General features: G+C 45.0%; 23 protein-coding genes. 10 read left to right on the forward strand and 13 right to left on the reverse strand.

Annotated elements, in window-relative coordinates; all coding sequences use genetic code 11:
* The first annotated feature begins 44 nt into the window (after positions 1-44).
* A complete protein-coding gene (locus MKX64_RS13985) occupies positions 45-362 on the forward strand; it encodes a Fur family transcriptional regulator (RefSeq protein ID WP_095398209.1) in 318 nt (105 codons plus the stop codon).
* Positions 363-637: 275 nt separating this feature from the next.
* Here MKX64_RS13985 and MKX64_RS13990 read toward each other — a convergent pair whose 3' ends face one another.
* The 3 genes from MKX64_RS13990 to MKX64_RS14000 form a co-directional block, all read right to left on the reverse strand.
* The gene (locus MKX64_RS13990; protein WP_155618008.1) at positions 638-1,042 is read right to left on the reverse strand and encodes a DUF2268 domain-containing putative Zn-dependent protease; all 405 of its coding nucleotides are present in this window, start codon (positions 1,040-1,042) and stop codon (positions 638-640) included.
* Between the two features lie 75 nt (positions 1,043-1,117).
* Positions 1,118-2,395: a serine--tRNA ligase gene (gene serS / locus MKX64_RS13995; protein WP_341036320.1), complete on the reverse strand. Its 1,278-nt coding sequence runs from the start codon at positions 2,393-2,395 to the stop codon at positions 1,118-1,120.
* A 266-nt stretch (positions 2,396-2,661) separates the two neighbouring features.
* Positions 2,662-3,573, reverse strand: a complete 912-nt coding sequence (locus MKX64_RS14000; RefSeq protein WP_341036322.1) for an SDR family oxidoreductase — start codon at positions 3,571-3,573, stop codon at positions 2,662-2,664.
* A gap of 532 nt (positions 3,574-4,105) precedes the next feature.
* On the opposite strand from MKX64_RS14000, the gene MKX64_RS14005 reads away from it, so the two are divergent.
* The 5 genes from MKX64_RS14005 (at position 4,106) to MKX64_RS14025 (ending at position 9,229) form a co-directional block, all read left to right on the forward strand.
* The gene (locus MKX64_RS14005) at positions 4,106-4,780 is read left to right on the forward strand and encodes a response regulator transcription factor (protein WP_095398227.1); all 675 of its coding nucleotides are present in this window, start codon (positions 4,106-4,108) and stop codon (positions 4,778-4,780) included.
* On the forward strand, positions 4,781-5,923 hold the full coding sequence (locus MKX64_RS14010; protein ID WP_095398206.1) for a sensor histidine kinase: 1,143 nt from the start codon (positions 4,781-4,783) through the stop codon (positions 5,921-5,923). It begins immediately after the preceding gene.
* A 68-nt stretch (positions 5,924-5,991) separates the two neighbouring features.
* The gene (locus tag MKX64_RS14015; RefSeq protein ID WP_095398205.1) at positions 5,992-6,927 is read left to right on the forward strand and encodes an ABC transporter ATP-binding protein; all 936 of its coding nucleotides are present in this window, start codon (positions 5,992-5,994) and stop codon (positions 6,925-6,927) included.
* A 24-nt stretch (positions 6,928-6,951) separates the two neighbouring features.
* Positions 6,952-8,082 (forward strand): ABC transporter permease, encoded by a 1,131-nt coding sequence (locus MKX64_RS14020; RefSeq protein ID WP_244865018.1) that lies wholly within the window; start codon positions 6,952-6,954, stop codon positions 8,080-8,082.
* 1 nt (position 8,083) lies between these two features.
* Complete coding sequence (locus MKX64_RS14025) at positions 8,084-9,229, forward strand: ABC transporter permease (RefSeq protein WP_095398203.1); 1,146 nt, start codon at positions 8,084-8,086, stop codon at positions 9,227-9,229.
* Positions 9,230-9,348: 119 nt separating this feature from the next.
* Here the strand turns inward: MKX64_RS14025 and MKX64_RS14030 are convergent, their stop codons facing one another.
* From MKX64_RS14030 to MKX64_RS14045, 4 genes are all read right to left on the reverse strand, one after another.
* Positions 9,349-10,059, reverse strand: a complete 711-nt coding sequence (locus MKX64_RS14030; protein WP_095398202.1) for a DNA alkylation repair protein — start codon at positions 10,057-10,059, stop codon at positions 9,349-9,351.
* Positions 10,060-10,181: 122 nt separating this feature from the next.
* Positions 10,182-10,709 (reverse strand): hypothetical protein, encoded by a 528-nt coding sequence (locus tag MKX64_RS14035; protein ID WP_155618010.1) that lies wholly within the window; start codon positions 10,707-10,709, stop codon positions 10,182-10,184.
* A 40-nt stretch (positions 10,710-10,749) separates the two neighbouring features.
* Complete coding sequence (locus tag MKX64_RS14040; protein ID WP_341036329.1) at positions 10,750-11,106, reverse strand: PH domain-containing protein; 357 nt, start codon at positions 11,104-11,106, stop codon at positions 10,750-10,752.
* 2 nt (positions 11,107-11,108) lie between these two features.
* Positions 11,109-11,660 (reverse strand): helix-turn-helix domain-containing protein, encoded by a 552-nt coding sequence (locus MKX64_RS14045; RefSeq protein ID WP_341036331.1) that lies wholly within the window; start codon positions 11,658-11,660, stop codon positions 11,109-11,111.
* 131 nt (positions 11,661-11,791) lie between these two features.
* Here MKX64_RS14045 and MKX64_RS14050 point away from each other — a divergent pair, with 131 nt between their 5' ends.
* Entirely contained in the window at positions 11,792-12,829 is a 1,038-nt protein-coding gene (locus tag MKX64_RS14050) for an alpha/beta hydrolase (protein WP_341036333.1), read from the forward strand.
* Positions 12,830-13,173: 344 nt separating this feature from the next.
* Positions 13,174-14,091 carry a helix-turn-helix domain-containing protein gene (locus MKX64_RS14055; protein WP_095398197.1) on the forward strand — a complete coding sequence of 306 codons (918 nt, stop codon included), beginning with the start codon at positions 13,174-13,176 and terminating at the stop codon, positions 14,089-14,091.
* A 129-nt stretch (positions 14,092-14,220) separates the two neighbouring features.
* Here the strand turns inward: MKX64_RS14055 and MKX64_RS14060 are convergent, their stop codons facing one another.
* The 5 genes from MKX64_RS14060 to MKX64_RS14080 form a co-directional block, all read right to left on the reverse strand.
* Positions 14,221-15,216 (reverse strand): hypothetical protein, encoded by a 996-nt coding sequence (locus MKX64_RS14060; protein WP_255223019.1) that lies wholly within the window; start codon positions 15,214-15,216, stop codon positions 14,221-14,223.
* A 95-nt stretch (positions 15,217-15,311) separates the two neighbouring features.
* Positions 15,312-16,565, reverse strand: a complete 1,254-nt coding sequence (locus MKX64_RS14065; RefSeq protein WP_341036336.1) for a VirB4 family type IV secretion system protein — start codon at positions 16,563-16,565, stop codon at positions 15,312-15,314.
* A 47-nt stretch (positions 16,566-16,612) separates the two neighbouring features.
* Positions 16,613-17,122 (reverse strand): hypothetical protein, encoded by a 510-nt coding sequence (locus MKX64_RS14070; RefSeq protein ID WP_341036338.1) that lies wholly within the window; start codon positions 17,120-17,122, stop codon positions 16,613-16,615.
* Positions 17,123-17,140: 18 nt separating this feature from the next.
* Positions 17,141-17,962, reverse strand: coding sequence for a C39 family peptidase (locus MKX64_RS14075; RefSeq protein ID WP_341036340.1), 822 nt, complete (start codon positions 17,960-17,962; stop codon positions 17,141-17,143).
* Positions 17,963-17,965: 3 nt separating this feature from the next.
* The gene (locus MKX64_RS14080; protein WP_095398195.1) at positions 17,966-18,646 is read right to left on the reverse strand and encodes a hypothetical protein; all 681 of its coding nucleotides are present in this window, start codon (positions 18,644-18,646) and stop codon (positions 17,966-17,968) included.
* 276 nt (positions 18,647-18,922) lie between these two features.
* Between MKX64_RS14080 and MKX64_RS14085 the strand changes: the two genes are divergently transcribed.
* On the forward strand, positions 18,923-19,627 hold the full coding sequence (locus tag MKX64_RS14085; protein WP_141235831.1) for a hypothetical protein: 705 nt from the start codon (positions 18,923-18,925) through the stop codon (positions 19,625-19,627).
* Positions 19,628-19,724: 97 nt separating this feature from the next.
* Here MKX64_RS14085 and MKX64_RS14090 read toward each other — a convergent pair whose 3' ends face one another.
* On the reverse strand, positions 19,725-20,705 hold the full coding sequence (locus tag MKX64_RS14090) for a DUF3991 and TOPRIM domain-containing protein (RefSeq protein ID WP_176475532.1): 981 nt from the start codon (positions 20,703-20,705) through the stop codon (positions 19,725-19,727).
* Positions 20,706-20,893: 188 nt separating this feature from the next.
* Between MKX64_RS14090 and MKX64_RS14095 the strand changes: the two genes are divergently transcribed.
* On the forward strand, positions 20,894-21,847 hold the full coding sequence (locus tag MKX64_RS14095) for an Rpn family recombination-promoting nuclease/putative transposase (protein WP_341036343.1): 954 nt from the start codon (positions 20,894-20,896) through the stop codon (positions 21,845-21,847).
* The last annotated feature ends 13 nt before the right edge of the window (positions 21,848-21,860 follow it).

Below are 21,860 nucleotides of genomic sequence, written 5' to 3' on the forward strand. Positions count from 1 at the left end.
AAGTTTGAAATGGAAGGCAGCATCGGGTGATAGGGAGGGTTTCCATGATGATGAATATGGCTCCCGTGCCAGATCAATATATGGATCAGTTGAAAGCAAGAATGGAGCAGTGCGGTATAAGATGGACAAAGCAGCGCGCTGCAATAATAAATATATTTGTAGTAAAAGGTGTAGGGCTTTTAACGGCGGAAGAGGTATTTTTAGCGGCTAAGAGAAAGCTTCCCAAGCTAGGAATGGCAACGGTGTATCGTACCCTGGAACTGTGTGTTAAAGTACGTTTACTACGCAAGATATTTAATGACCGAACAGCTAGATACTGTCTTTGCCCATTTGAAATGAATGGGGATATCCATTCCTTATAACTAGTAGATTGGGAAAAGTATTAGAGAGACTTCATGCCGACAAGAAGATTGGTCTATGAAAAGGAAGAGGGTGGCTTGTGAACATACAAGCTATCCTCCTTTTCGGTGCTGCAATCAGATTTGGTCTTCAACGCCGCTTCTCGCATTCTGCACCGAACAATATTCGTTGTTCTACTACGAAGGGAACATTAAACATTTTGGAAGTATCCTGAATTCTTCATGATTTCTTCTCCGCTCAATAGTGCAGCCTCTTCAACGGAAATCCCCTGTCTTCTTTAGGAAGGCCTGAACAGCACGGTACCCAATGGCATATCCGCTATAGGAGGGATGCCCGTACGTTCGGCACCCTCGTAGCTCGCCTGGTCTCCGAACATATACTTGCGTACTTCACCGAACCCCTTAACGTCAAGCGCTTTCCTAATCACACGCCGCGCTTGCTCCAACTCATCGCAAGCTAATCTATTCACCCAGGGTCGCCGCGATTCAAAGCCGTACAGGTTCTCAGCAAATCTCTCGGCAAGCCCCTTCACCGCCAAATATTTGGCAACAGTAATATCCATAAAATCCCACTTGCCGTTCGCAAACAAGACGGTATGGTGGAATTCATGGGCCACGATTGACGGCAGTATATCGAGATTTTCATCGGGCAAACTCCCTCGCTCGATGTGTCCGCTTCCCAACCTCCTATCAAAGCGCACTTCTAGTGATCATAAAACCTACAGCCCCTCTGTGGACAGAAGGGCTGCCTTAGATTATCAGGGCTTCAGAAATTCCAGCCCTTGCATGTATCTCCGCAACGCTTCCGGAATCCGGATGGATCCGTCTTCCTGCTGATGATTCTCCAGCAGTGGGATCAATATACGGGGCGAAGCGATGGCAGTATTGTTCAAGGTGTAGCAAAATTGCGTCTTTCCGTCCGCATTCCGGTATCGAATGTTCGAACGACGGGCTTGAAAATCCAGCAGATTGGAGGCGGAGTGAGTCTCACCGTACGCTTGGCGGCTTGGCATCCAGGTTTCGATGTCCCATTGTTTGTAGGTTTTTTGAGACATGTCGCCTGTGCATACAGCCATGACGCGATAAGGCAGCTCAAGCAACGACAGGATCTCTTCCGCATTGGCTGTGATCTCTTGCAATAGCTGTTCCGATGTATCCAAACTGGCTTCACACAAAATGACTTGCTCAACCTTTGAGAACTGATGCAACCGGTACAAGCCATGAACGTCTTTTCCTGCCGATCCTACCTCATTGCGGAAGCAGGTTGAGATGGCAGCGAGTCGGATGGGCTCGGTGACATCCACGATTTCATGGTCGTAATACGACACAAGCGGCACCTCCGATGTACCCACCAGCCATTTATCCTCTTCTGCCATCCTGAACGTCTGACTTTGGCTTAGCGGGAAGTGTGCGGTATTGACCAATGCCTCTGTCCGGACCATGAGCGGCACCTCAAGCAGCGTGAACCCTCTTTGGATGAGCACATCGAGGGCCAACTGCTGGACCGCCCGGTGCAAGAGCGCTCCCATGCCTGTAAGATAGTAATTGCGGCTGCCGGCGATCTTAACGCCGCGGGGGATATCGATCATCTGATGGAGCTCGCCAAGCGCGACATGATCTTTGGGCTCGAAATCAAACCTTGTCGGTTCACCTGCCCCTCTTACCTCTACATTGTCATGATCGGAGCTGCCCGCAGGCGTATCCGGCGACACCACATTAGGTACATGGAGCATGAGCTGTCTGTAATGGGTTTCGACTTCTTTATGTTCCTCTTCCACGGTACTTAAGCGTTGATTGATTTCCTTCACCTGCTGTTTGTTGCGGTCAGCCTTCTCACGCTCATTGCTCCGCATCAACCCGCTGATCTCCTGGCTTAGCCGGTTGCGATCCTGCCGCAGCTGCTCCAGCTGCTGGAGCAGGCTCCGCCTTCTGTCATCGTATGCGACCAATTGAGAGATCGAGAGGGAAATCCCTTTTTGATCCGCGACAGTTTGCACTTCCGCTTGATTTTGCCTAATCCATTTGATGTCCAACATGGCAACGAACTCCTTTTAATGAGAATATAAAAAGCGCTCTCGTCCGATTGGGACGAAGAGCGCTGTTCTCGCGGTGCCACCCAAATTGATCGAACAGCATAAACTGCTCAATCCACTCAGTTCCACGGTAACGGGCGGACCCGGTTAACTTAGGGGGAACTTTTCCCCTTGACGAAAACGCCTCCGAGTTGGATTCTCATCATCGGCCTGATGTCATTATTTTTATAGTATATCTTAGACTGCTCAATGTAATCAAGGGCTGAGATTTACCGGTACCCCTTAGCATCTGCCGGCTTGCCTGCATCCTGAACTTCGACGATGTAACGCCAAGCATCCGGCCGTGAGCCGTCGAGATCCGTTATCCCGTATTCGTTGGCAAGCTCACCGCTTGATGTCGATTGCCCACTCCAGCGAACGGCTTGTGAATCATTAGCCAATGCTGCAATCCCGCGACCAATGAAGCGTGGCGTTTCGGAAATGATGAAATGCGGTTCGCGAACGAGCGCATCTTTCCAGTTTGCTTCGGTTACGCCGTATTCCTCCAGCATGATTTCGGAGCGCAGCCAGCCTGGCGATACGGAGAGGGCAGTCCCTTGGTAAGGGGCGAGTTCATGCGCCAAAGACTTGGCCATTCGGATGACGGAGTTCTTCGCCAAATCGTAAAATAACGACAACCGGTAGTTTGTTTCATTATAGGCTTTCGTGCCGTCCGTGACTTCCACAACGAGCCCGCCCGGCTTGCGGATGAGTAGCGGCAGCGAGTAATGACTTGTAATGATATGGGTGTCTATGGCCAGATGGAGCATACGCAACCCGTTTTCCAATGAATGTTCCCACACGGGGACATTCCACTCCACCATATATTCGCCGCCCCAAATATCGTTAACCAAAATGTCCAGTTGACCTTGCTCGCGTTCAATTCTTGCGATTAAAGCCTGAACCTGAACGGGATCGAGGTGATCGACTTGCACCGCAATTCCGGTGCCGCCGGCCAGATCAACGAGTTCAGCGGTTTCTTCAATCGTTTCCGGTCGGTTGTATTCAGAGCGCCTCGTCCGTGTTGTACGGCCTGTCACGTAGACGGTTGCACCTGCTGCTCCCAATTCAATGGCGATGCCTCTGCCCGCTCCCCGGGTTCCTCCAGCAACCAAAGCTACTTTTCCTGATAAAGGCTTCATCACTTTCTACCTCTCTCGCTCAATTTAAACATTAAGGCTAATTCTTTTTTAAATTTAAGCAGTAGTCTCTTGTGCTTTTATCAAACTTCTTCGATTGCGTATCTTAAAGTGGTATGGGCATCCCAAAACAATCACTTCCCAGAAGCCGTTCCAACTTCAGTTGTTCGATTTTGTAGTGGAGGGATCAAACATCGGCTCAGAGAGAGGTTGATGTCAACCCTGGCAATTTCAATGAAAAATGTATATAGTAGCTATAGTATTTTGTCCAATTACGGATCAGCTCAAAATTCAGGTCTCCTTTCTTCTTATTCACATTATAGAAGCCTAATACGACATCTATTGACATATATAAATGTTTTTTTGCATCCATACATAACACATTACTTTGGATTTTCGCCGCAGGATGCAATGGGAGGTGGATCTTGAAGTTGACTGACAGTAACAACTGTTGCTCATAAAGAACTTCCCCTCTATTTCGCCTACCACTATGCGATGTTCTAGTTAGGGTGTTATCCTATTGTTAATCATCGGAATGGGGGTGGACTTATTGAAAATAAAAGTTATTGTCGCGGATGACAACTCCCTTATACGTGAGGGGATGAAAATCATTTTATCCACGTTTGAGGAGTTTGAGGTTCTTGCGACGGTTATGGATGGACAGGAAGCCGTCAAGTATTGTGAGCAATATACTGTAGATGTCGCTTTGCTTGATGTGCGTATGCCTAACATGAATGGGCTGGAAGCAACTAAGCTTATCAGGGAACGCACTTCTGCTAAGTGTTTAATATTGACCACTTTTGATGACGACACCTTCATTGAGGATGCATTAAAATACGGTGCCAGCGGATATTTGCTGAAAAATAACGATCCTGAAAAAATACGCGATGCGATAAGAACAGTGTACAACGGCCACCATGTGTTGCAAGATACGGTTTTGGATAAGATGAGATCCGGATTTAGCCTTAGTCCGAGATATGAAGATGGGGCGAAAAATGCGGGATACAGCTTTGACACTAGCCCGTTCACCGAGAGAGAACTGAAGATTATGGCTTTGATCGCGAAAGGTTTGACTAACAGAGAAATTGCAGAAAAGCTGTTTATATCTGAAGGGACGGTTGCCAACCACGTTACTTCGATATTGGGCAAGACCGGCTTCGCGCATCGTACCCAAATCGCGATTTATTATTTGACCGGGGAAGGTAAGTAGATGAAGCATAACCAGTTGGAATTGTGGATCATCAGCCTCAAAGTCATGATGCTGCTCTATGCGGTCGTTTCATACTTTATGTCCGGTGCTGTTGTATCACCATGGATGAAGTTGTTTATCCTGATCTATGTAAGCTTGAATATTTCCTTTCATTTGATCGGAAGATACCTGAAGCTCGTCATGATAGCATGCTCCATCGCTGTTCTGGTTGTTTTCCATTATGCTCTGTATCCGCTTTTGGTTGTGCTTATTCCTGTTAATTTGTATGAGTTGGCCGCACAGCTGTTTCGAAATCATTGGCTCAGAGCGGCTATTGTGTTCATCCCGCTTGTCGTCCTGCCCAATGAATGGCTGCTGGACTACGGATTGTTTGCCGCACTGGGGTTTGTGTTTTTGACGATGCTAAACATTTACGAAAGCAAGGTGCAGTATTTATCTGATGAAACGGACCGGATGAGAAACGATATACATCAGCTAACGGTGCGGTTGGCGCAAAATGAAGAATTTATGAGGCAAGCGGAGCATGCTTATAAACTGGAGGAACGCAACCGACTGTCGCAGGAGGTTCATGATCAAATCGGCCACTCCATGACAGGAGCCTTGATTCAAATGGAGGCAGCAAAGCGGCTGATGGATAACGATCCTGCAAAAACGGCCGAATTGCTGCAGAATGCCATCCATATCTCCAAAGAAGGCATTGAGCGCATTCGTCTCGTGCTCAAAAATATGAAGCCGCTGACGGAACAGCTTGGATTGCGCCGCATGAAACGGCTTACCGAGCAATTTTCCGCAACGCAACCGATTCGAATATTCTTGACGCATGAAGGCAATCTCGATAGGATTGCCCCGATTCACTGGAAGATCTTCGAGGAGAACATGATGGAATCGTTAACAAATACGATGAAATATGCACAGGCCAGCGTCGTGACAGTCCATATTCAGGTGTTGAATACGATGATTAAATGTATGGTCTCCGATAACGGCAATGGAGAAAGGCAAGTAATCAAAGGAATGGGTATCATCGGGATGGAAGAGAGGGCTTCCACCATCGGAGGGACGGTTATTGTCGACGGTTCAGGCGGCTTTTCGGTAACAACGCTGATCCCTTATAAAAAATGTGAAGAATCTCATGGGGAAGGATGAACTTGTGCACTGGTACAGGTGCATCCTTTTTTATATGATAACCCTATCATGGAGGGGAGGATGCTCAGATGAATGTGCTTGAGATTGAGAAATTAACGAAAAAGTTCGGTGATTTTATCGCCGTAGACCATATTTCCCTTTCCGTAAAGGAGGGAGAAATTTTCGGCTTTCTTGGTCCGAACGGAGCCGGAAAAAGCACAACGATTCATATGATCGTCTCGCTGCTGACCGTTACGGATGGGAAGATCAAGCTACTTGGAAAGGATATCGCCAAGCACCGTAAATTTGCCAAGGCGAACATTGGCGTTGTACCTCAAGAACTGGCTATATATGAGAACATGAGCGCCTATGACAATGTAGCTTTTTTTGCCGGGTTGTATGGATTAAGAGGAGATAAATTGAAGAAGAGTGTGGCAAAGGCGCTGGACTTTGTCGGACTCACGGACAAACAGCATGTTTATCCGGAAAAATTTTCAGGGGGTATGAAGAGGAGACTGAATATTGCTTGTGCCATCGCCCATCAGCCTCAATTGATCATCATGGATGAACCGACTGCGGGGATCGACCCACAAACGAGAAACTATATTTTGCAATCCGTCAAAAAGTTGAATGAAGCGGGCTGCACGATTATTTATACAAGCCACTACATGGATGAAGTAGAGGAAATTTGTTCACACATCGCCATTATCGATCATGGGAAAATCATCGTGGAAGGGACCAAAGAACAGCTCAAGAGCATTATTGCAGAGCAAACTCAAATTGAAATCGAGGTTCGATCTGCGGAACACTTTCGCGCAGAAAAATTGCAAGGCATTGTGGGCGTGAATACCGCCCATATGACAGATGACAAAGTCATTATAAGTACGGCTGCGGAAGTGAACAACATGAATGACATTATTCGCATGTTGATCAGTGAAAATGTGAAAATTGTTTCTATAAAGACGATGCGGCCTAGTCTGGAAACGGTCTTTCTGACGCTGACAGGCCGAAGTTTGCGTGAATAAACATGAAAACTGGAAGTTAAGGAGGTGCAGCCGTTGAACGTTTTACGAATCGCACTGAAAGAGCTGAAGACGTTTCGTGATCCGAAAATGTTGGTATTTATGCTGGCGACTCCCCTTTTGCTTATGTTCATTTTGGGGACGGTGCTCAGCAATGCCTTTAACAGTAGTGCTGAGATTAATGAAATAAGGTTGCTTACTCAGCTTGAAACCGGTGATAGTATGCTTCAGGAATCTTGGGAGTCGTTTGTTCGAGTAGCGGAGCAGTCCGGGTTCTTTTTTGAACAAGCGGGGAGGGGCTATGAAGCAGCCGTACAGGATGTACAGAACGGTCGCTACACGGGGTATGTGACGATTTCTGGCGACGGGATAGAATACTATGGCAACGATCGCAGCGAACTTGAAAATAGTATGGTTAAAGGAATGCTTACCGCATTTGCTATGGGATACAATCTCGAAACCGTGATCACAGGAAGGGAAAGAGTGGACGATACAGCGGCGCAAAGCATAGACAATGTAATCAATCATGTAGAGGAGGTTTCCATACATGCCGACAGGCAGCCGGGTGCAATGGACTATTATGCGATCACCATGACAACATTAATCATCCTTTTTAGTGCTTTGACGGCCGGGCAGCTAATGGAGAGCGAACGGAAGCGAAATACAGCGCTGCGGTTGCTGGCAGCACCTGTTACAAGACTGCAAATTTTTATCGGTAAAATTGCCGGAACGTTTTTCTTGAACGCCATGTTTGTTATCCTTATTGTTTTTTTTAGCTCGATGATGTTCGAAGCCTATTGGGGCGAGCGACTTGCTTTGGTATTTGCTGTCTTGTTCTCGCAAATTGTGTTTGCTCTCTCGCTCGGCATCGGGATGGGTTATTTGCTTCAAGGCAGCGCATCTGGAGTGGTGCTTATGATCATCGTTCAGCTGGAAGCTTTTTTCGGCGGCGCTTATTTTGCCATTCAAGATGCTGGTGGCTTTCTGGGGGTGTTGGCGAATATGTCTCCGCTTGGCTGGACGAATCAAGGTATCTTCCAAGCCATATACACAGAAGCGAGTTCTGCCGCCACTCAGGCTATGCTGTTTAATATTTGCGGCGCCGCATTGTTATTAATTGCGACGACATATTTACTGCGCAGGCGGGAGGGGCTGTAAATTGAAACAAACGATTTGGCTTGTACGAAAAACCTTGATAACGACATTTAAAAATTATCGAAATTGGGTTGTTTATTTGCTGTTGCCCGTCATCGGTATTGTACTTGCCTCTCTAATGTTTGCAAATTCGTCTACCAGTGCATTGTACATTGGGATCGTCAATCAAGATGGCGAGCAAAGTCTTACGAAAGATGCGATCTCTTTCGTAGACAATTTGGATAATGTATCTACAGAAATCATCAGCGAGTCGGAAATGAACGAACGCCTTGTGGCGGGAGAACTGGATGCCGTATTCATTTTTCCAGACGGATTTGCCTCGACTTTGAGCAGCGGAAATCCTCAGAACGTTCGAATCGTATCGATCCAAGGACAAGCGGTCACGTCATATGTCAAGTCGTATTTCAACATGTGGATCGCCAGAATTGCGGCTATAGGTGACGTGGCGCAAGGCGAGGAGGATTTCAGGGTGCTGTACGAACAATATAACGAAAGTGATTTTCAGTTGTCTACTGTTCAAATTGAAGATCAATCCGTATCAAACAGCATGTCTAAACAGTCGATTGGTTATCTGCTTATTTTGATGATGTTTTCCGCGGTCAGTTTATCTGGAATAATGATCAAGGAAAAAGAAAACCGAACTTATCAGCGACTGTTGTGCGCGCCTGTGACGGGCAATATGTATACAGCATCCAATATGATTGTAAACATGCTGGTCATGATGCTCCAAATTGGAGTTACATTGCTAGTTATGATGGTCTTTTTTCAAATGAGCCCGGGCATATCGGCTTGGCTGCTGTTTATCGTTTTGATGTTTTTTGCCCTGGTAGCGGTCAGCTTGTCTCTCATGATCGTTGCACTTGCGGACAATTCGATGAAGGCCAACGCCTGGCAGACCTTGATCATTATTCCGACTAGTCTTTTGGCCGGATGCATGTTCCCGGTAGAGGTCATGCCGACTTACATGCAAAGTATCGCAGAATTTTTGCCGCAATATTGGCTGCTTGAAACGATTGGTCAACTGCAGGAGGGCAGTATGCTCAGTGACGTCTTGTTGAATCTTGTTATTTTGCTGGCCTTCGCATTGATGTTCTTTCTGATTGCCGCATATAAGTTTAGCAGAAGTCGGGAATTAAAAACATTTTACTGAGCTTTCTGTTCTGTCATGCGCTCATCGGCTAAAAATGTGCATTCATGGGCGACATAATAAAACCAGGCAGCCCTTTTGGACAAGAAGGGCTGCCTTTAATGATCTACTTTATTATAACGCTAACTCTTCTTTAAATTTAAGTAGTAGTCTCTTGTACTTTTATCAAACTTCTCGATTGCATACCTTAAGGTGGTTCTGGGCATGGTGCGAGCGTGCTTATTCAGGAAAGACTTCAGCTTTTCTTCGTCTTTTTTGCCGGCTTCACGAATAAAACTGCCAACTGCCTTGTTAATTAATTCTTCCGGATCGTTTACCAGTATTTCAGCGATGGCAAAGGTGTCCTCGGTGTTTCCTTGTTTGATAAAGCTATACGTACTTACCATAGCTGTTCTTCGTTCCCAAATATCAGAGGAGTGTGCCATTTCGTACAGTTTATCCTTCGGTTTATCCAGCAAATAGTTTCCGACTACAGATGGCGCGGCACGATCAACAAAGTCCCAGTTGTTGATTCGATCATGTCTCCTTATATACAGTTCGTACAGTGCCTGTCTTTGATCGTCGGAGATTTTCTTGGACTTGGCCTGAAAATCCATAATGCTCACGGCGCCCATTCTCACTTCATAATAATCGCTTTCCAGAAGCTGTTCGACTTCGGTTAAAGGCATATCCGTAAATTGCTTAGCAATTTGGAATACCGTGCGCATGTTGAGACCTAAGCACTTTGTGTTTTCATCGGAACCTTTAAAAAACTTTTTCATTTTTTCGATTTCCGCTTCATTTTGATGTTGCTGCAACTCTTGTATAAAACGTTCAGCGGTAGGATTGGTCATATTTTCAAAACTCCTTTCCATTGACAGGATAATAGTATGCCATATTGACGATTCCTATATTTCTTGTAGATTGCTACAATCTTTAAGAAATCCTCAAGCACGACTGATATTCACATTGTAGATCATTCAGCTTTTCCGGTAAGCTGCGTCGGCTTTCCATTGCGGAGAACCTCCACATCAAGAGGAACGTAGACCTCGAATCGTGCATCACAATTTGCTAGACCAAAACAAGTGGCTTTCAAGTTCAACGTATTGTCGACCAAGCTCCAGTCTGCGTCAACCGAGCCGTTTTTAACGTGTAGTTTTCTCACTACCTTCACATTTTCACGTTCTTCGGCAAAAAGATCGGTTGGAATACTATTCTGTATCACGTTTAATGTAGTTCCGTCAAATTCAAATTCTTTTTCTTCAGGTTCAGCTTCCAAATATGATGCACATGACACTAAAACGATTATACCGACGAGAAAGAATAGCCATTTTCCAGCCTTGATCAAAAAATCCCCTCCATTTGCAATTTCAATGAGGAAGAGTATATAGTAGCTATAATCTTTTGTCAAATTACGGATCAGTTCATAAATTTCTTCTTCATTGACATACTTCAGATAGACGGATGCAAACGGGTCGTCGACGCGGACTTGCATACGTGTCATATTATCGAAAATCGTTAAGTTATGTTTCAGAATAGGCAGATTATAAATGCTGACAGCGGGCCGTTAACTGCTGCTTGATTTGTTCAGGCTGTTCGGTTTCCACAACGATACGCTGGTATAAAGACGAAGGAGCTAATTCGAGAATGACGACTGAATGTCGTTTCGAGTAGGCCATAAAGGTGCGTTTTCCGTTATGGAGAAAGCGTCCAGTCCGATAAAAGGGCAGAGATACCCCTCCAGTTGGCAATGCCGTGACGCGCTCTTGGAATGGCCCTGTCTGCACGGACATAATCGTGGAATAAGGAATTATCAATTTGCGCTTGAAACTTGTAATGGCTGTTAACCCGGAAAACGATAAGACGACTTCAGTAGAGTTAAATAAAAACTGAGTATTCATCGTTATTCTCCTTTACTTGTTGGTTTTTGAGGTTGCGGAATCATCATCGAAGCAAAAAGACGTGCTTTACGTTCTGGAGATGGCTTATACGCGGCAACCTTATCCAGCAATTCATTGATGCTTGCAACAAAAGATGCAAACTCTTCATCCGTCATATGGAGCGGTGCATTCCAGTAGCCGAATCCGTCTGCCGCGTACTGCTTAACCGGTGTTTTGCTCAGATAAGCGGTTGCCTGTTGCAGCAGATTGGTATGGAAGACGGAGAAGTACCGCAGATGGTCCTCTTGAGAAGCGGAGTATGCTTCACTTTCTGAAATGGACAAATTTTCTTGTACGGCAGCATAGACGCGTTCTTCTTGTCCATGTATTTTGTTGACTTGGACAACTTCAATCAAGTTGGATTCCAGCATCAGCTTCATATGGCGGTATAAGGTTGCTTGCGGCACATCCCCAAGTGCTTCCACCAATTGCATAATGGTTTGAGGTTTTCCCGTAAGCAGCTGTTGAATGATTCGCATCCGTACAGGATGAAGCAGTAAATCGGTTTTTTTCACAAGTATCACCTCGTATTTGTATAGGTTGCTGAAAGTGCAACGATAAGGATTGCTTGACTATCTATTATTATTTTATATAATGATAATAGCATGATTGAGACAAGATTGCAAATGAAGCTCGTTGGAACGGGATGAACGAACAACAAATGAAAGTAGGGTTGAGTATGGCATCAGAACAAAAATCAAAGTTGTTTAAGAAGCGATGGCCGAAAGTAGTGCTGATTATCGTGTTGGTGCTTGTAGTGTCAGGAGTCGCGGGTTCCATTTACCAAGATCGAAGCAAGCAGGCGGAAGCCACCCGATATCCGCCATTGGGCACAATGGTTGAGGTTGAAGAGAAACAGATGCATGTGTACGCACAAGGTGAAGGAGATATGACCATTGTGTTGGCTTCGGGACATGGCACGGAAAATCCATATGTGGATTTCTACCCGTTGCATGAGAAACTCTCAGAGCAGTCCAGGGTGGTAGTTTATGATCGCTTTGGTTATGGCTGGAGTGATCAAACATCGGTTCCAAGGGATATTGATATCATTACGCAAGAATTGCACACCTTATTGCATGAGAGCGGGGAGAAGGGCCCTTATCTTTTTGTCGCACATTCCATTGCATCTCTGGAAACTATTCGCTTTGCCCAGATACATCCGGAAGAAGTTGCGGGTATTGTTCTGCTTGATGCTGGCAATCCAACATTTTACGAGACCTATGAGACACCTTCGAAAGCAGCTCAAAAGATCATGCAAACGTTGAAAAACACCGGCGTGCTGCGTATGCTATCCCATATTGATTCCGTTACCGATACCTTGCTTCAGCCAGAAGAAGGATATGGGCAACATATTCCTGAGTCGCTCAAGAAATTGCAGCTTGCGATGTTCTTGAAAAATTTTTCGAATGACACAGTCATTGACGAAATGCTGCATCTGCAGTCTAATGCTAAAAAAGTAATCGAGGCCGGTCATCTTGGGGATCTTCCGCTAATTTGGTTCACATCGGGAATCAATCAGCAAGCGATCCAGGGGTGGTCGGAGTCTCAGGAAGCGTTGGCGGAATGGTCTACAAACAGCAAACAAATAATATTAGATAGCGCGGGCCACTATGTGCATCACCATGAACCTGGACTTATCATCGAGGAAATTTCGAATCTGACAAAAGCTTTGCTTCAAAAATGAAAGGAGCAACTCGCGGTTAACAAGAGGGGCTGTGTTTGTCTGGCTATTCGACTGACCGACTGACAGGCGAGCTCTGCCTTTCGTAGAACGCACCTGCGTGGAAATGGATGGAGGAATTCGAATGGAGAGGCAACAACCCGGATTAGTAACTGCATGGGTTTGATTACAGAATTACTATCTAGCTATCTCACCTGCAAAAACTCGCTTAACGAGTGTTTGCAACGAGTAAAATCGCGATGCTACGCAAAAAAAGCGAAGGTGCAACCGGAAAATGGCAAGGTTGCAACCTCTGATAGATAGATAAATAGTGGCTGTCGGTTTACGATAAGAGTGAGGTGAAGAGAATGGAATTTTATCAAAAACTAAAAAAGCTGAGGGCACAAAAAGGATGGTCCCAAGAGGAATTTGCTGAAAAGCTACAAGTCTCCAGACAAGCAATTAGTAAATGGGAGAACGGTCAAGGATTTCCGGAAACAGAAAAACTGGTGAAAATGAGCAGGCTATTCCAGGTTTCGCTCGATTACCTGTTAAAGGATGAAGATCAGTCCATTGGAGAACACGGAACGACTGAGGAAGGCTATTATGCCAGTCAGGAAGTTGTGGAAGCCTATCTTTTAAGTAAGAAGCAGGGTGCCAAAAAAATCGCCGCCGGAGTGGCTATTCTTATAGCCTCAATCTTATTGCCTATGTATTTTCAAGAAGCGTTTAGCTATGTGTTGTTTATGATGGTCGTTGCTGTTGGAGTGGCTATCTTGGTGTGGCAAGGCTTTAGCGTAAAAGCGTACAAGGAACTTGAAACACAACCATTAGTTTTTGATGATTCGTTTATTAAAGATTTTAGACAGAAAAACTTGGTCAATCGTAAAAGGTATGGAATATTAATCGTCACCGGAATTGTGATCATTATATTAAGTTTTGGGATCCCTTTTTTGACTAACGACACTGGTCAGGCTGATAGAGATCCCCTCTTAGTGCTAATGCCGCTGGCATGGGCATCTGCTGTGTACTTGTTCATTATTGCAGGGTCGGCATTGGAGGGCGAACGATTGGTTACCAACAATGAAGAATATGTAAAGGAATATGAGAAAGATGAGGAATCGAGCAAACATGGCTGGATTCATGCGGTAATTTGGCCCTTGGCAGCTGTTGTTTTTCTGGCGATCGGTTTTATTTGGAATGCTTGGCATCCTGGGTGGTTGGTGTTTCTGGTTGCCGCCGTTTTTACAATCGCTTATACTGCATGGAAAAGTAGTAAAGATTGAAAAGGAAGATGGCAGTCCATTCTGACATCTTCCTCCACGATTCAAGGAACTTTCCAAGCATGCTTTTTTGAAAATACTAATACTCATATTTGTATCAATCTGATTTTGAATAACGCAACGTATATTCTTTCAAAATAGTCTATATATCCGACTGTTTACTACAGAATCAAATAGGTCGTGAGAGTTATCTCCGAAAAGAATGTCGTTTCTTATCATTTGAAGCAAGTAGGAGTGTAAACTTTCAGGTACAAATAATCCTATTACATGTACAGGCAGGTCTTTGCATCGCTCTATAGCCCGATAAAACATCGGCAATTCGTAAGGCATAGCCGAGCCGCAAAGTATACGAATATCTGCTTGTATAAAGGATTCTTGTACCCTAGGATCACCCAAAACTCCACAATCCGTCACAATAAAGTTATAATCGCGATCAAACTCAGGGGTTAAATAAAAATTAGCCCCCTCAATTACATAAGAGTTCCCCGATTTCTCCGGCTCGAACAGATGGATAATGTGAGCCAAATGCTTGCTCGTATTGGCTTCTAAATAACAGGCATTCCCTCCATGGGCTTGAATCCAAAAAACTAAATTCATTGCCGTTGTCGTAACGCCTACCCGTCGATCGCTACCAGCTATGGCAATTCGAATGTTCTTACAGTCAAAAATATATTTCTCTTCATCAGGTTGATTTGTTTCCGACGTTGCCTCTACTGGTTCAAAGGAAACAGAATGAGTATAACGCTGCATCCCTTGCTCCGAAAAACAATCTTGTATTTCTAATAACATCGTCTCAATACTTTTTGAAGTTACTACATTCGTGATTCCAGCCCGGATCAGTTGTTGAAGAAAAGGGCTACTCTCCGGCAGCCCTTCGGCAATGACAATGATTCGAATTTCATACATCGTTTGAAACGATAACAGAGCTTGAAGCATTTCCTCATCAGATTCCATTACGGCTTTCCGATCAATCGTTACGTATCGAACGTGACTAAAATGCCGCATGTCTTTCACCACAAAGGATAGAAGCGAGAATTGTCCGGTCAGCTTTTTTACCGGCAATTCTTGCTCCGTCTCTAATTGATCCAGTAAATTCACATTCGTATTGCTGGTCAGATACAGAATCATGGTCATCCTTCTTTCATAAACAATAGGATTGATCCTACAATTACGATGACAATATAAATGAAAAGCTCGATGAGTTGCTTCTTTTTATTCATCATTCATCGTCCTCCTGCGGCTCCCATATAAGCAAACTTGTACTCGGGAATCTCGAAGTGAACGTGCATTCGTTTGGAGCCGATCATAAGCAGAGCGTGTTCGCGCTTTTTACTGGCGAGAAGCTCCTCTTCAGCTTCAGTTAAGTTGTACAGTTCCCGAGTTTCTTTGAGGTTTTGTCCATCGGTTCCCATCAGGATTTTGATGCAAGGAATATCGAGCAGCGCTTGACCGTACATCTTCACTTCAGGAGCCAGAAAATCCACGACGCTGTGAGAGATAATGGCCAAACTCGCTTCATATTTCCGTGCTCGCTTCTCGACGTTCCGAAGAAAAACTAGACTTTGCGGAACGTTCGGGTCGATCATGAGATAGGATTCATCACAGATTAGCAGTACCCGTTCATTCCGATCCTGCGACATCTGCTCCCAGCACCAGGATAGCAAATTGAAGTATTGCGTTCTCTTGATGTTATCGGACGTATTTTGAAGCGAATGCGTATCCAGACAAATGCAGCGGCTGCGGGTTTGAATGGTGCTGTGGCTATTCCATAAAAAAGAATCCCCGCCGTGTGCAATATCGTGCAACAGCAGGGATAATTCTTTATAGATGTCATCCTGTGTCGCTTGTTCCTTGGCAGAGATAAGGTTGTGGAGATCAGAAAACGTTGGAAAGTCCACGGAATTCAGTTTAGTGATGTCGGTGGTCCATGTGATTTGAAATTGATGATATAGCTCGATTAAACATTGCTTGAGAACGGCTTTTTGCATCATTGTAAGGTCAGGGATGTAAAGATTAAAAAATATCTCCAAATTTTTGAGATGCAAGGCCATATCCGACATGCCGTTTCCTTCATCCTTATAGAGCGGATGCTCCTCGTCATCATCGTCACGAGGAGCTGGGCGAATTTGCAACGGATTGATCTTTCCGCCTGCGCCGCCGCCGGCATTGATCCAATCGCCGTTTAAGCGCAGAGTTAGCTCTTTGTACTCGGATTCGGGGTCCACGAAAATGATTTTGGTTCCTTTCATGTACTCGCTAAGCGCAATATGTTTAACCGCCGTCGATTTGCCCACACCGGCTATGCCCATCACCACGATGTTGGAATTCGTTCGATCCCCGCCGCGCCGCCATAGATCAACAATAATCAGTCCGCCGCTGGCGTCCTTGGCTAGGTAATAGCCGGTTCCATCATTGAAGCCACTGCTGGCAAACGGAAAACCACCCACGAAGGTACTCATCGGCATGATTTTGTTCAATACATTTTCGATTGGCTCCTGAGCAGGATATAAAGGCGACAAATGGGTTAGCTTTCTTTCTGAAGATGAGCAAGCGTGCGAATTTTACAGCGCATCATGCTGAATGTGTTTTCAACGCGGCGACAAGCTCGGTTGAATAGCGTTTCTTCATGGGCAAACGGCATGACGACCATGTTCATGAGTCCTACCGTTTCGCCGTTTTGGTCAATTTGCAGCATGATTTGCTCGCCGTCCGCTGCCGCTTTTTCTGCCCGCTGGCGGGTAAGCGGGTCTTTGGCGCTGTCGGCCAGACTGCGGTTTTGGGTAATGGACTTGGAAATAGCATTGATTAAGGCGCTGTTGTCAATCGGCTGAAAACCGATGGCGACCATCGTAGCAGGCAGATTGGTGAGAGGGGAGAGCCAGCCAATGTCCACTTTTTGCGGGTATTGGATGACGCCATACATTTTAGCTGCCTCTTCTCCGACGGTAAGGCCCGCACGTGAAAAACCAAGGCCCATTGGTGTAATGGCGTTCAACAGAGATGCATTAGAGGATACGTTAGCATTGCGTGACATAAGAAGTGCCAACTCCTTTCATGAAATGATCCAAAACGGTCCGCCCGCCCCAGCGTTTTGTCGGGCTTCAGTTAGGATGATATTGAAATCCCAAGACTGCTCGCTCCTTTTCTTGCTAGCCGGGTCAGCGACTAAAATGTGCCCATCTTCCGTAACGCCGCGCAGAACAATGAAATGGCCGGATGAAGTGAAATGCCCTTTGGCCATAATGGCGATAACGAGCTTACCGGCACCCAGAGCATCGACGATGGTCTGCTTATCCTTAACGGTCGCACCAGTTACCTGTAACCCAAAATGTTTGGCTCCGTCTGGAATCAAGCTGTGGTAGCTGCCGGTGCCTTCTGCCAAATAGCCATTGTCATAGGCCCACTTGGACATGGTGACCGGATCAACCGTTTGACCGGTTAGCGTGGAGACCACAATGGAAAGAGAAGTCGGGCCACAACCTGCAACACCAATCGTATCGTTTGGGCCGTAAGGCTTGTCTGCCCATCGGATATCTAGTTGGTTAAAGTACACGACTTCTCGGCCGCCGTCCTGGAATACGACACCTTCGTATTGCTGGCCATTGCTTTCCTTGTAACCCTCTTCATCTGCTTGCAACAATTGCGTGTATCCGTAATCGGAGCGTAAATCTTCAACAATTGGAGCTTCATTGGGAGTGAGCCAGATTTTGAGGGATTCAATCGGTGAAGTTAACAGTTGTAAAATCATGGCGATGAGAAGCAAAAGCGCGACAATAGGAACGGCGATTAGAAGGAGGAGACGTTTGCGCGCTTCTTCGTCAGCAGCCAATTTGGCGGCAAGTTGCGCTAGTAACTTAGCCGTTGATGGGTCCATGCGTTATCCCTCCCTGAAAAATAAAAATGGGATGGCTTCCTCTGGGTCATCTTGATCGAGGTGACTGTAAGCCGGATTGTTCACCAAATTGCATAGTCGAACAATCTCTTGCTGCTTAAGAAGTTGAGCCTGCACTCCGGCATCTTCAAAATGCTGGACAAGTCGTTTAGCCTTGTCCAATAAGTTGCGTTCATCGCCCTGTTCTTGTCGTTGCCAGAGCGTCAAATAAAATTGCCGCTCAACCACTTCACCGGATAGAGACAACGTGTTCATCTCCATCAATTCTTGTCGCAGCAGTTCTTTTTGTGTAGCATCGGCGGAGGGGAGCAAGGAGGAAAGATCGGTAATTAAGGGGGAAATATCGACCGGTCGGCTGACAGCCAGAAATTTAAAGGGGAATCGAATAGAAGAAAGCTCGGCGGTTAGCTTTCGGATAAGAAGCCGCTTTTCTGCGAGGCTTAACAGGTCAAGGCTGATTGGAAAGAGGCGAAGGTAAGACAGTACCCAGCCGTCCAATGTAAACAGGAAATGTCCTTGAATATCTTGAACGTTGACGAATTGTTGCGCCGTTTGATCAGCCGCATCACTCGTCGCTTGCGATCGTCGCTTGCTGGTTCGGAGGAAAAATAGAACTGCTCCTCCGCCTATGAGGCAGAAGAGCAGGATGAGGATCGGCAGCAGCATGGAAGCAGCACCATCCTTTCATTATTTTAGTGGAGCGATATGCCAATCGGAGAACAAGTTATCAGATATTGTGATTGAACTTTGAAGTTGTAACGTGAGCATCCCGTCTGGTGTCCAAGCATCCAATACACGCGTAATCGGGGTATAGGAACCACCGGGGTACCAGATGGGCGTGAAGTGTACCCGACTTTGGTAGGTGGAGAAGACATTCGGCTTTAACCAGAGGTTGGCGTTCAATCCATAATAGATATATCGAATACTGGACTATTTAAAGTAATGGGTGGAAAAGGAATACTTGAAGAAACAATGAAGCGGGTGTTTTGGAAAAACCTCTATCCTAAAATAGATACATGGAAAAAATTGAAGGAAGAAGGCAATGACACAGAAACTATATTGTTACGTTATGCAATTGCGCACATTCATGAACTACTTGAAGATAACACACCTTTGTATAGCACAGAAGAAGTTTATATTGCTCCTCCGCTTACAACTAGAGTTAGAACAGGATGTATTTTGAAAAATAAAAAGGATGATCTTTACTATGTAGTTCTATCCCCTCCATGTGATTTGGCTGTACATAATGGAAAGATGAAAACTGATAGAGTAATGCTTTGTGAAATTGATGATTATAAAATTGTTAGTCTCGAAGCTATAGGCTCTACAGGTGCAGCCAAAAGAAAAAAAGCCTTATTACCAGCTATAAAAAATAACGGTAGAGAATACTATCATTGGCTCCCGAAGAACAGTATTTTTGAAGGTGGATACATTAATTTTCGAAAAGTAATTAATTATTCACCTGAAGAATTAAACGTTGAGTTCTATCCTCCAGAACTTAGAATACAAGATTCAATAGTAAAAGATATTCTTGGCAGATTTTCTTCGTACTATGCTCGCCAAGGTCAACCAGATTTTGACTTCGAAAAAGAAGCGGAAACTATTATTAAACTATTAGACGCCGAACTTGTGGAAGTCAAAAGTTAATAAAAGACAGAGCTCAAAAAAGTGAGAGTACATTGACAACATTAAAGAAACTGCTTTTCTATAAAATTATAATGATATGAGCCTCTAAATTCATTATTTATAACTCAATACCGTAATCTAGGGTTCCACATCTTTCTTTATTATGAATTATATTATGATAAGCTAGCAAGTCTCCATTCAAATCCTCAGTAACGGGTGTTGCTATAACGGAAGTATAACCCAAATCAAGATATTTCTTTACAAAATTTAAGGCGGCCTCTTGTCCCCAATTAGGGGCAGGGCTGCCGTTTTGGAATGTGGCGTCCTTGTCATTATCAAGGAAAAAAACAATTTCTGCAATGTTTGGATAGTAGTGTAGAAAGCGTTTCAAAGCCTGATCGGATAGGCATCCTAGCGAAATTCGGTGATCAGTCTTCCAATCCTGACTGGCTAATTTGGCTAAAGTCGCGTGGCTCATGGCATCAATAGGACTTTCACATACATAAACCTTATGACTGTTCCCAACGATATGAAACGGATAGCTTTTATCTGAATAAGGTCGATCCTGCTTGAAAGGGTGCTCCAATCTTGTGCCGCGCAGGGAACAATATTTGACCATTCCTTCATGATCGTATCCGACAAAAACACAATTTCCGGATTTGTCTTGATATAACTTTTTCTCATGCATCAGACAAGACACAATTTCTGGATCAATGCCTCGAACATGAATGAGATACCAAGCGACCCGCCTGAAGTTAGGCGCTTTTTCAGGAAGTACAAGTTGGCCTTGCTCTTTAACAGGTTGAGATGTCGGTTGGTATTGTGGCAACTCGCTTTCCAAGAGATAAGCCACAGCTTTTTTAAACTCCATATTCCAGAACTGCATGACAAAATCGATAGGCCCACCGTGGGTATCGGTCGAGAAATGATAGTATTTGTTGTTGTCTTTAAAGAAGTAGAGGCCGCCGCTTTGCTTTGCATGTAAGGCGCGGCGGCCTCCATTTTCGAGGATATAGCCGTTTGACTTGGCAAAGTCGATGAGATTGACACGATTTGCTCTGGAAATTTGTTCCTTGCTAAAGGGCATTCCTTTTTTCATCGTCGTTCCCTCCATATCCATGCGAAACGAAAAAGGATTCGTTTGAGAGGCAAATGCGATTAACGCGACGCGGTTAGCCGGAATCCTTTGCTTGGGTACAAGATAAAAGCTTTGCCTTGTTCTGTCGTCTCTGTTTCGTTGTTATTCCATAAGATCAACGATATAATAAAGGAAAGAAACCGATTGGGGTGATACGATTGAATGCCGATGACCGTGAGGAAACAATACACCAGCGTCATGATACGTCGTATCGCTTTCTGCTTTCCAGCAAGAAGCTATTTGTAGAATTGCTCCGTTCTTTTGTTCATAAAGGATGGGTGCAGAATATCGATGAAACCAACGTACAGGAGATTCCGCATTCCTTTGTCCTTCAGGACTTCAAGCGTCAGGAAGCTGATTTGGTTTATCGGGTGAACTTGAATGGTCAGGACGTTGTATTTTATTTGCTTTTGGAAATGCAGTCCAGCGTAGATTTTCGGATGCCTTATCGTCTGTTGCTTTATCAGGTGGAGATTTGGCGATACTTGTTGAATGACGACAAACAAGCTGGGGCCAATCGAAAAACGTTTCGTCTACCGCCCATTGTGCCGATTGTGTTGTATAATGGAAAGAAGAGATGGGGCGCTGAGCGGCAGTTCCGAAAGTTGCTGAACCATGAACAGATGTTTGGTTCTGAATTGCTGGATTTTGAATATTTACTCATTGATGTGGCTCGATATACCGAAGAAGAATTGCTGTCCTTGTCCAATACGATTGGTTCAGTTTTTTTGCTCGATCAAACGGAAGATCAGGCACAATTATTGGAACGACTCGGCAAGCTGATGCATACGATTCAACAATTGCCGGAAGACAGCCAGCAGAAGTTTGTGGCCTGGATGTCGAATGTTTTGAAACAACAGTTGCCTGAAGGCGAATCGTATATTGAAGAACTTGTGAAAAACGTGAAGGGAGGCGCAGCTATTATGGGTTTGGAACAAACGTTAAAAAAGATAAGAAAAGAAGAAAGATACGAAGGCAAAATCGAAGGGAAAGAAGAAGTGGCCAAACGTATGATTGACTTGGGGGTGGACGCCGCGGTCATCGCTGCCGCTACTGGCTTCTCTCCTGACAAAATCGATCAATTACGGGAAAAATCGCATTGAGTAAAATGACGAC

It is taken from the genome of Paenibacillus sp. FSL M8-0334 (assembly GCF_038000405.1).
In the GTDB taxonomy this organism is placed as follows: domain Bacteria; phylum Bacillota; class Bacilli; order Paenibacillales; family Paenibacillaceae; genus Paenibacillus_AQ; species Paenibacillus_AQ campinasensis.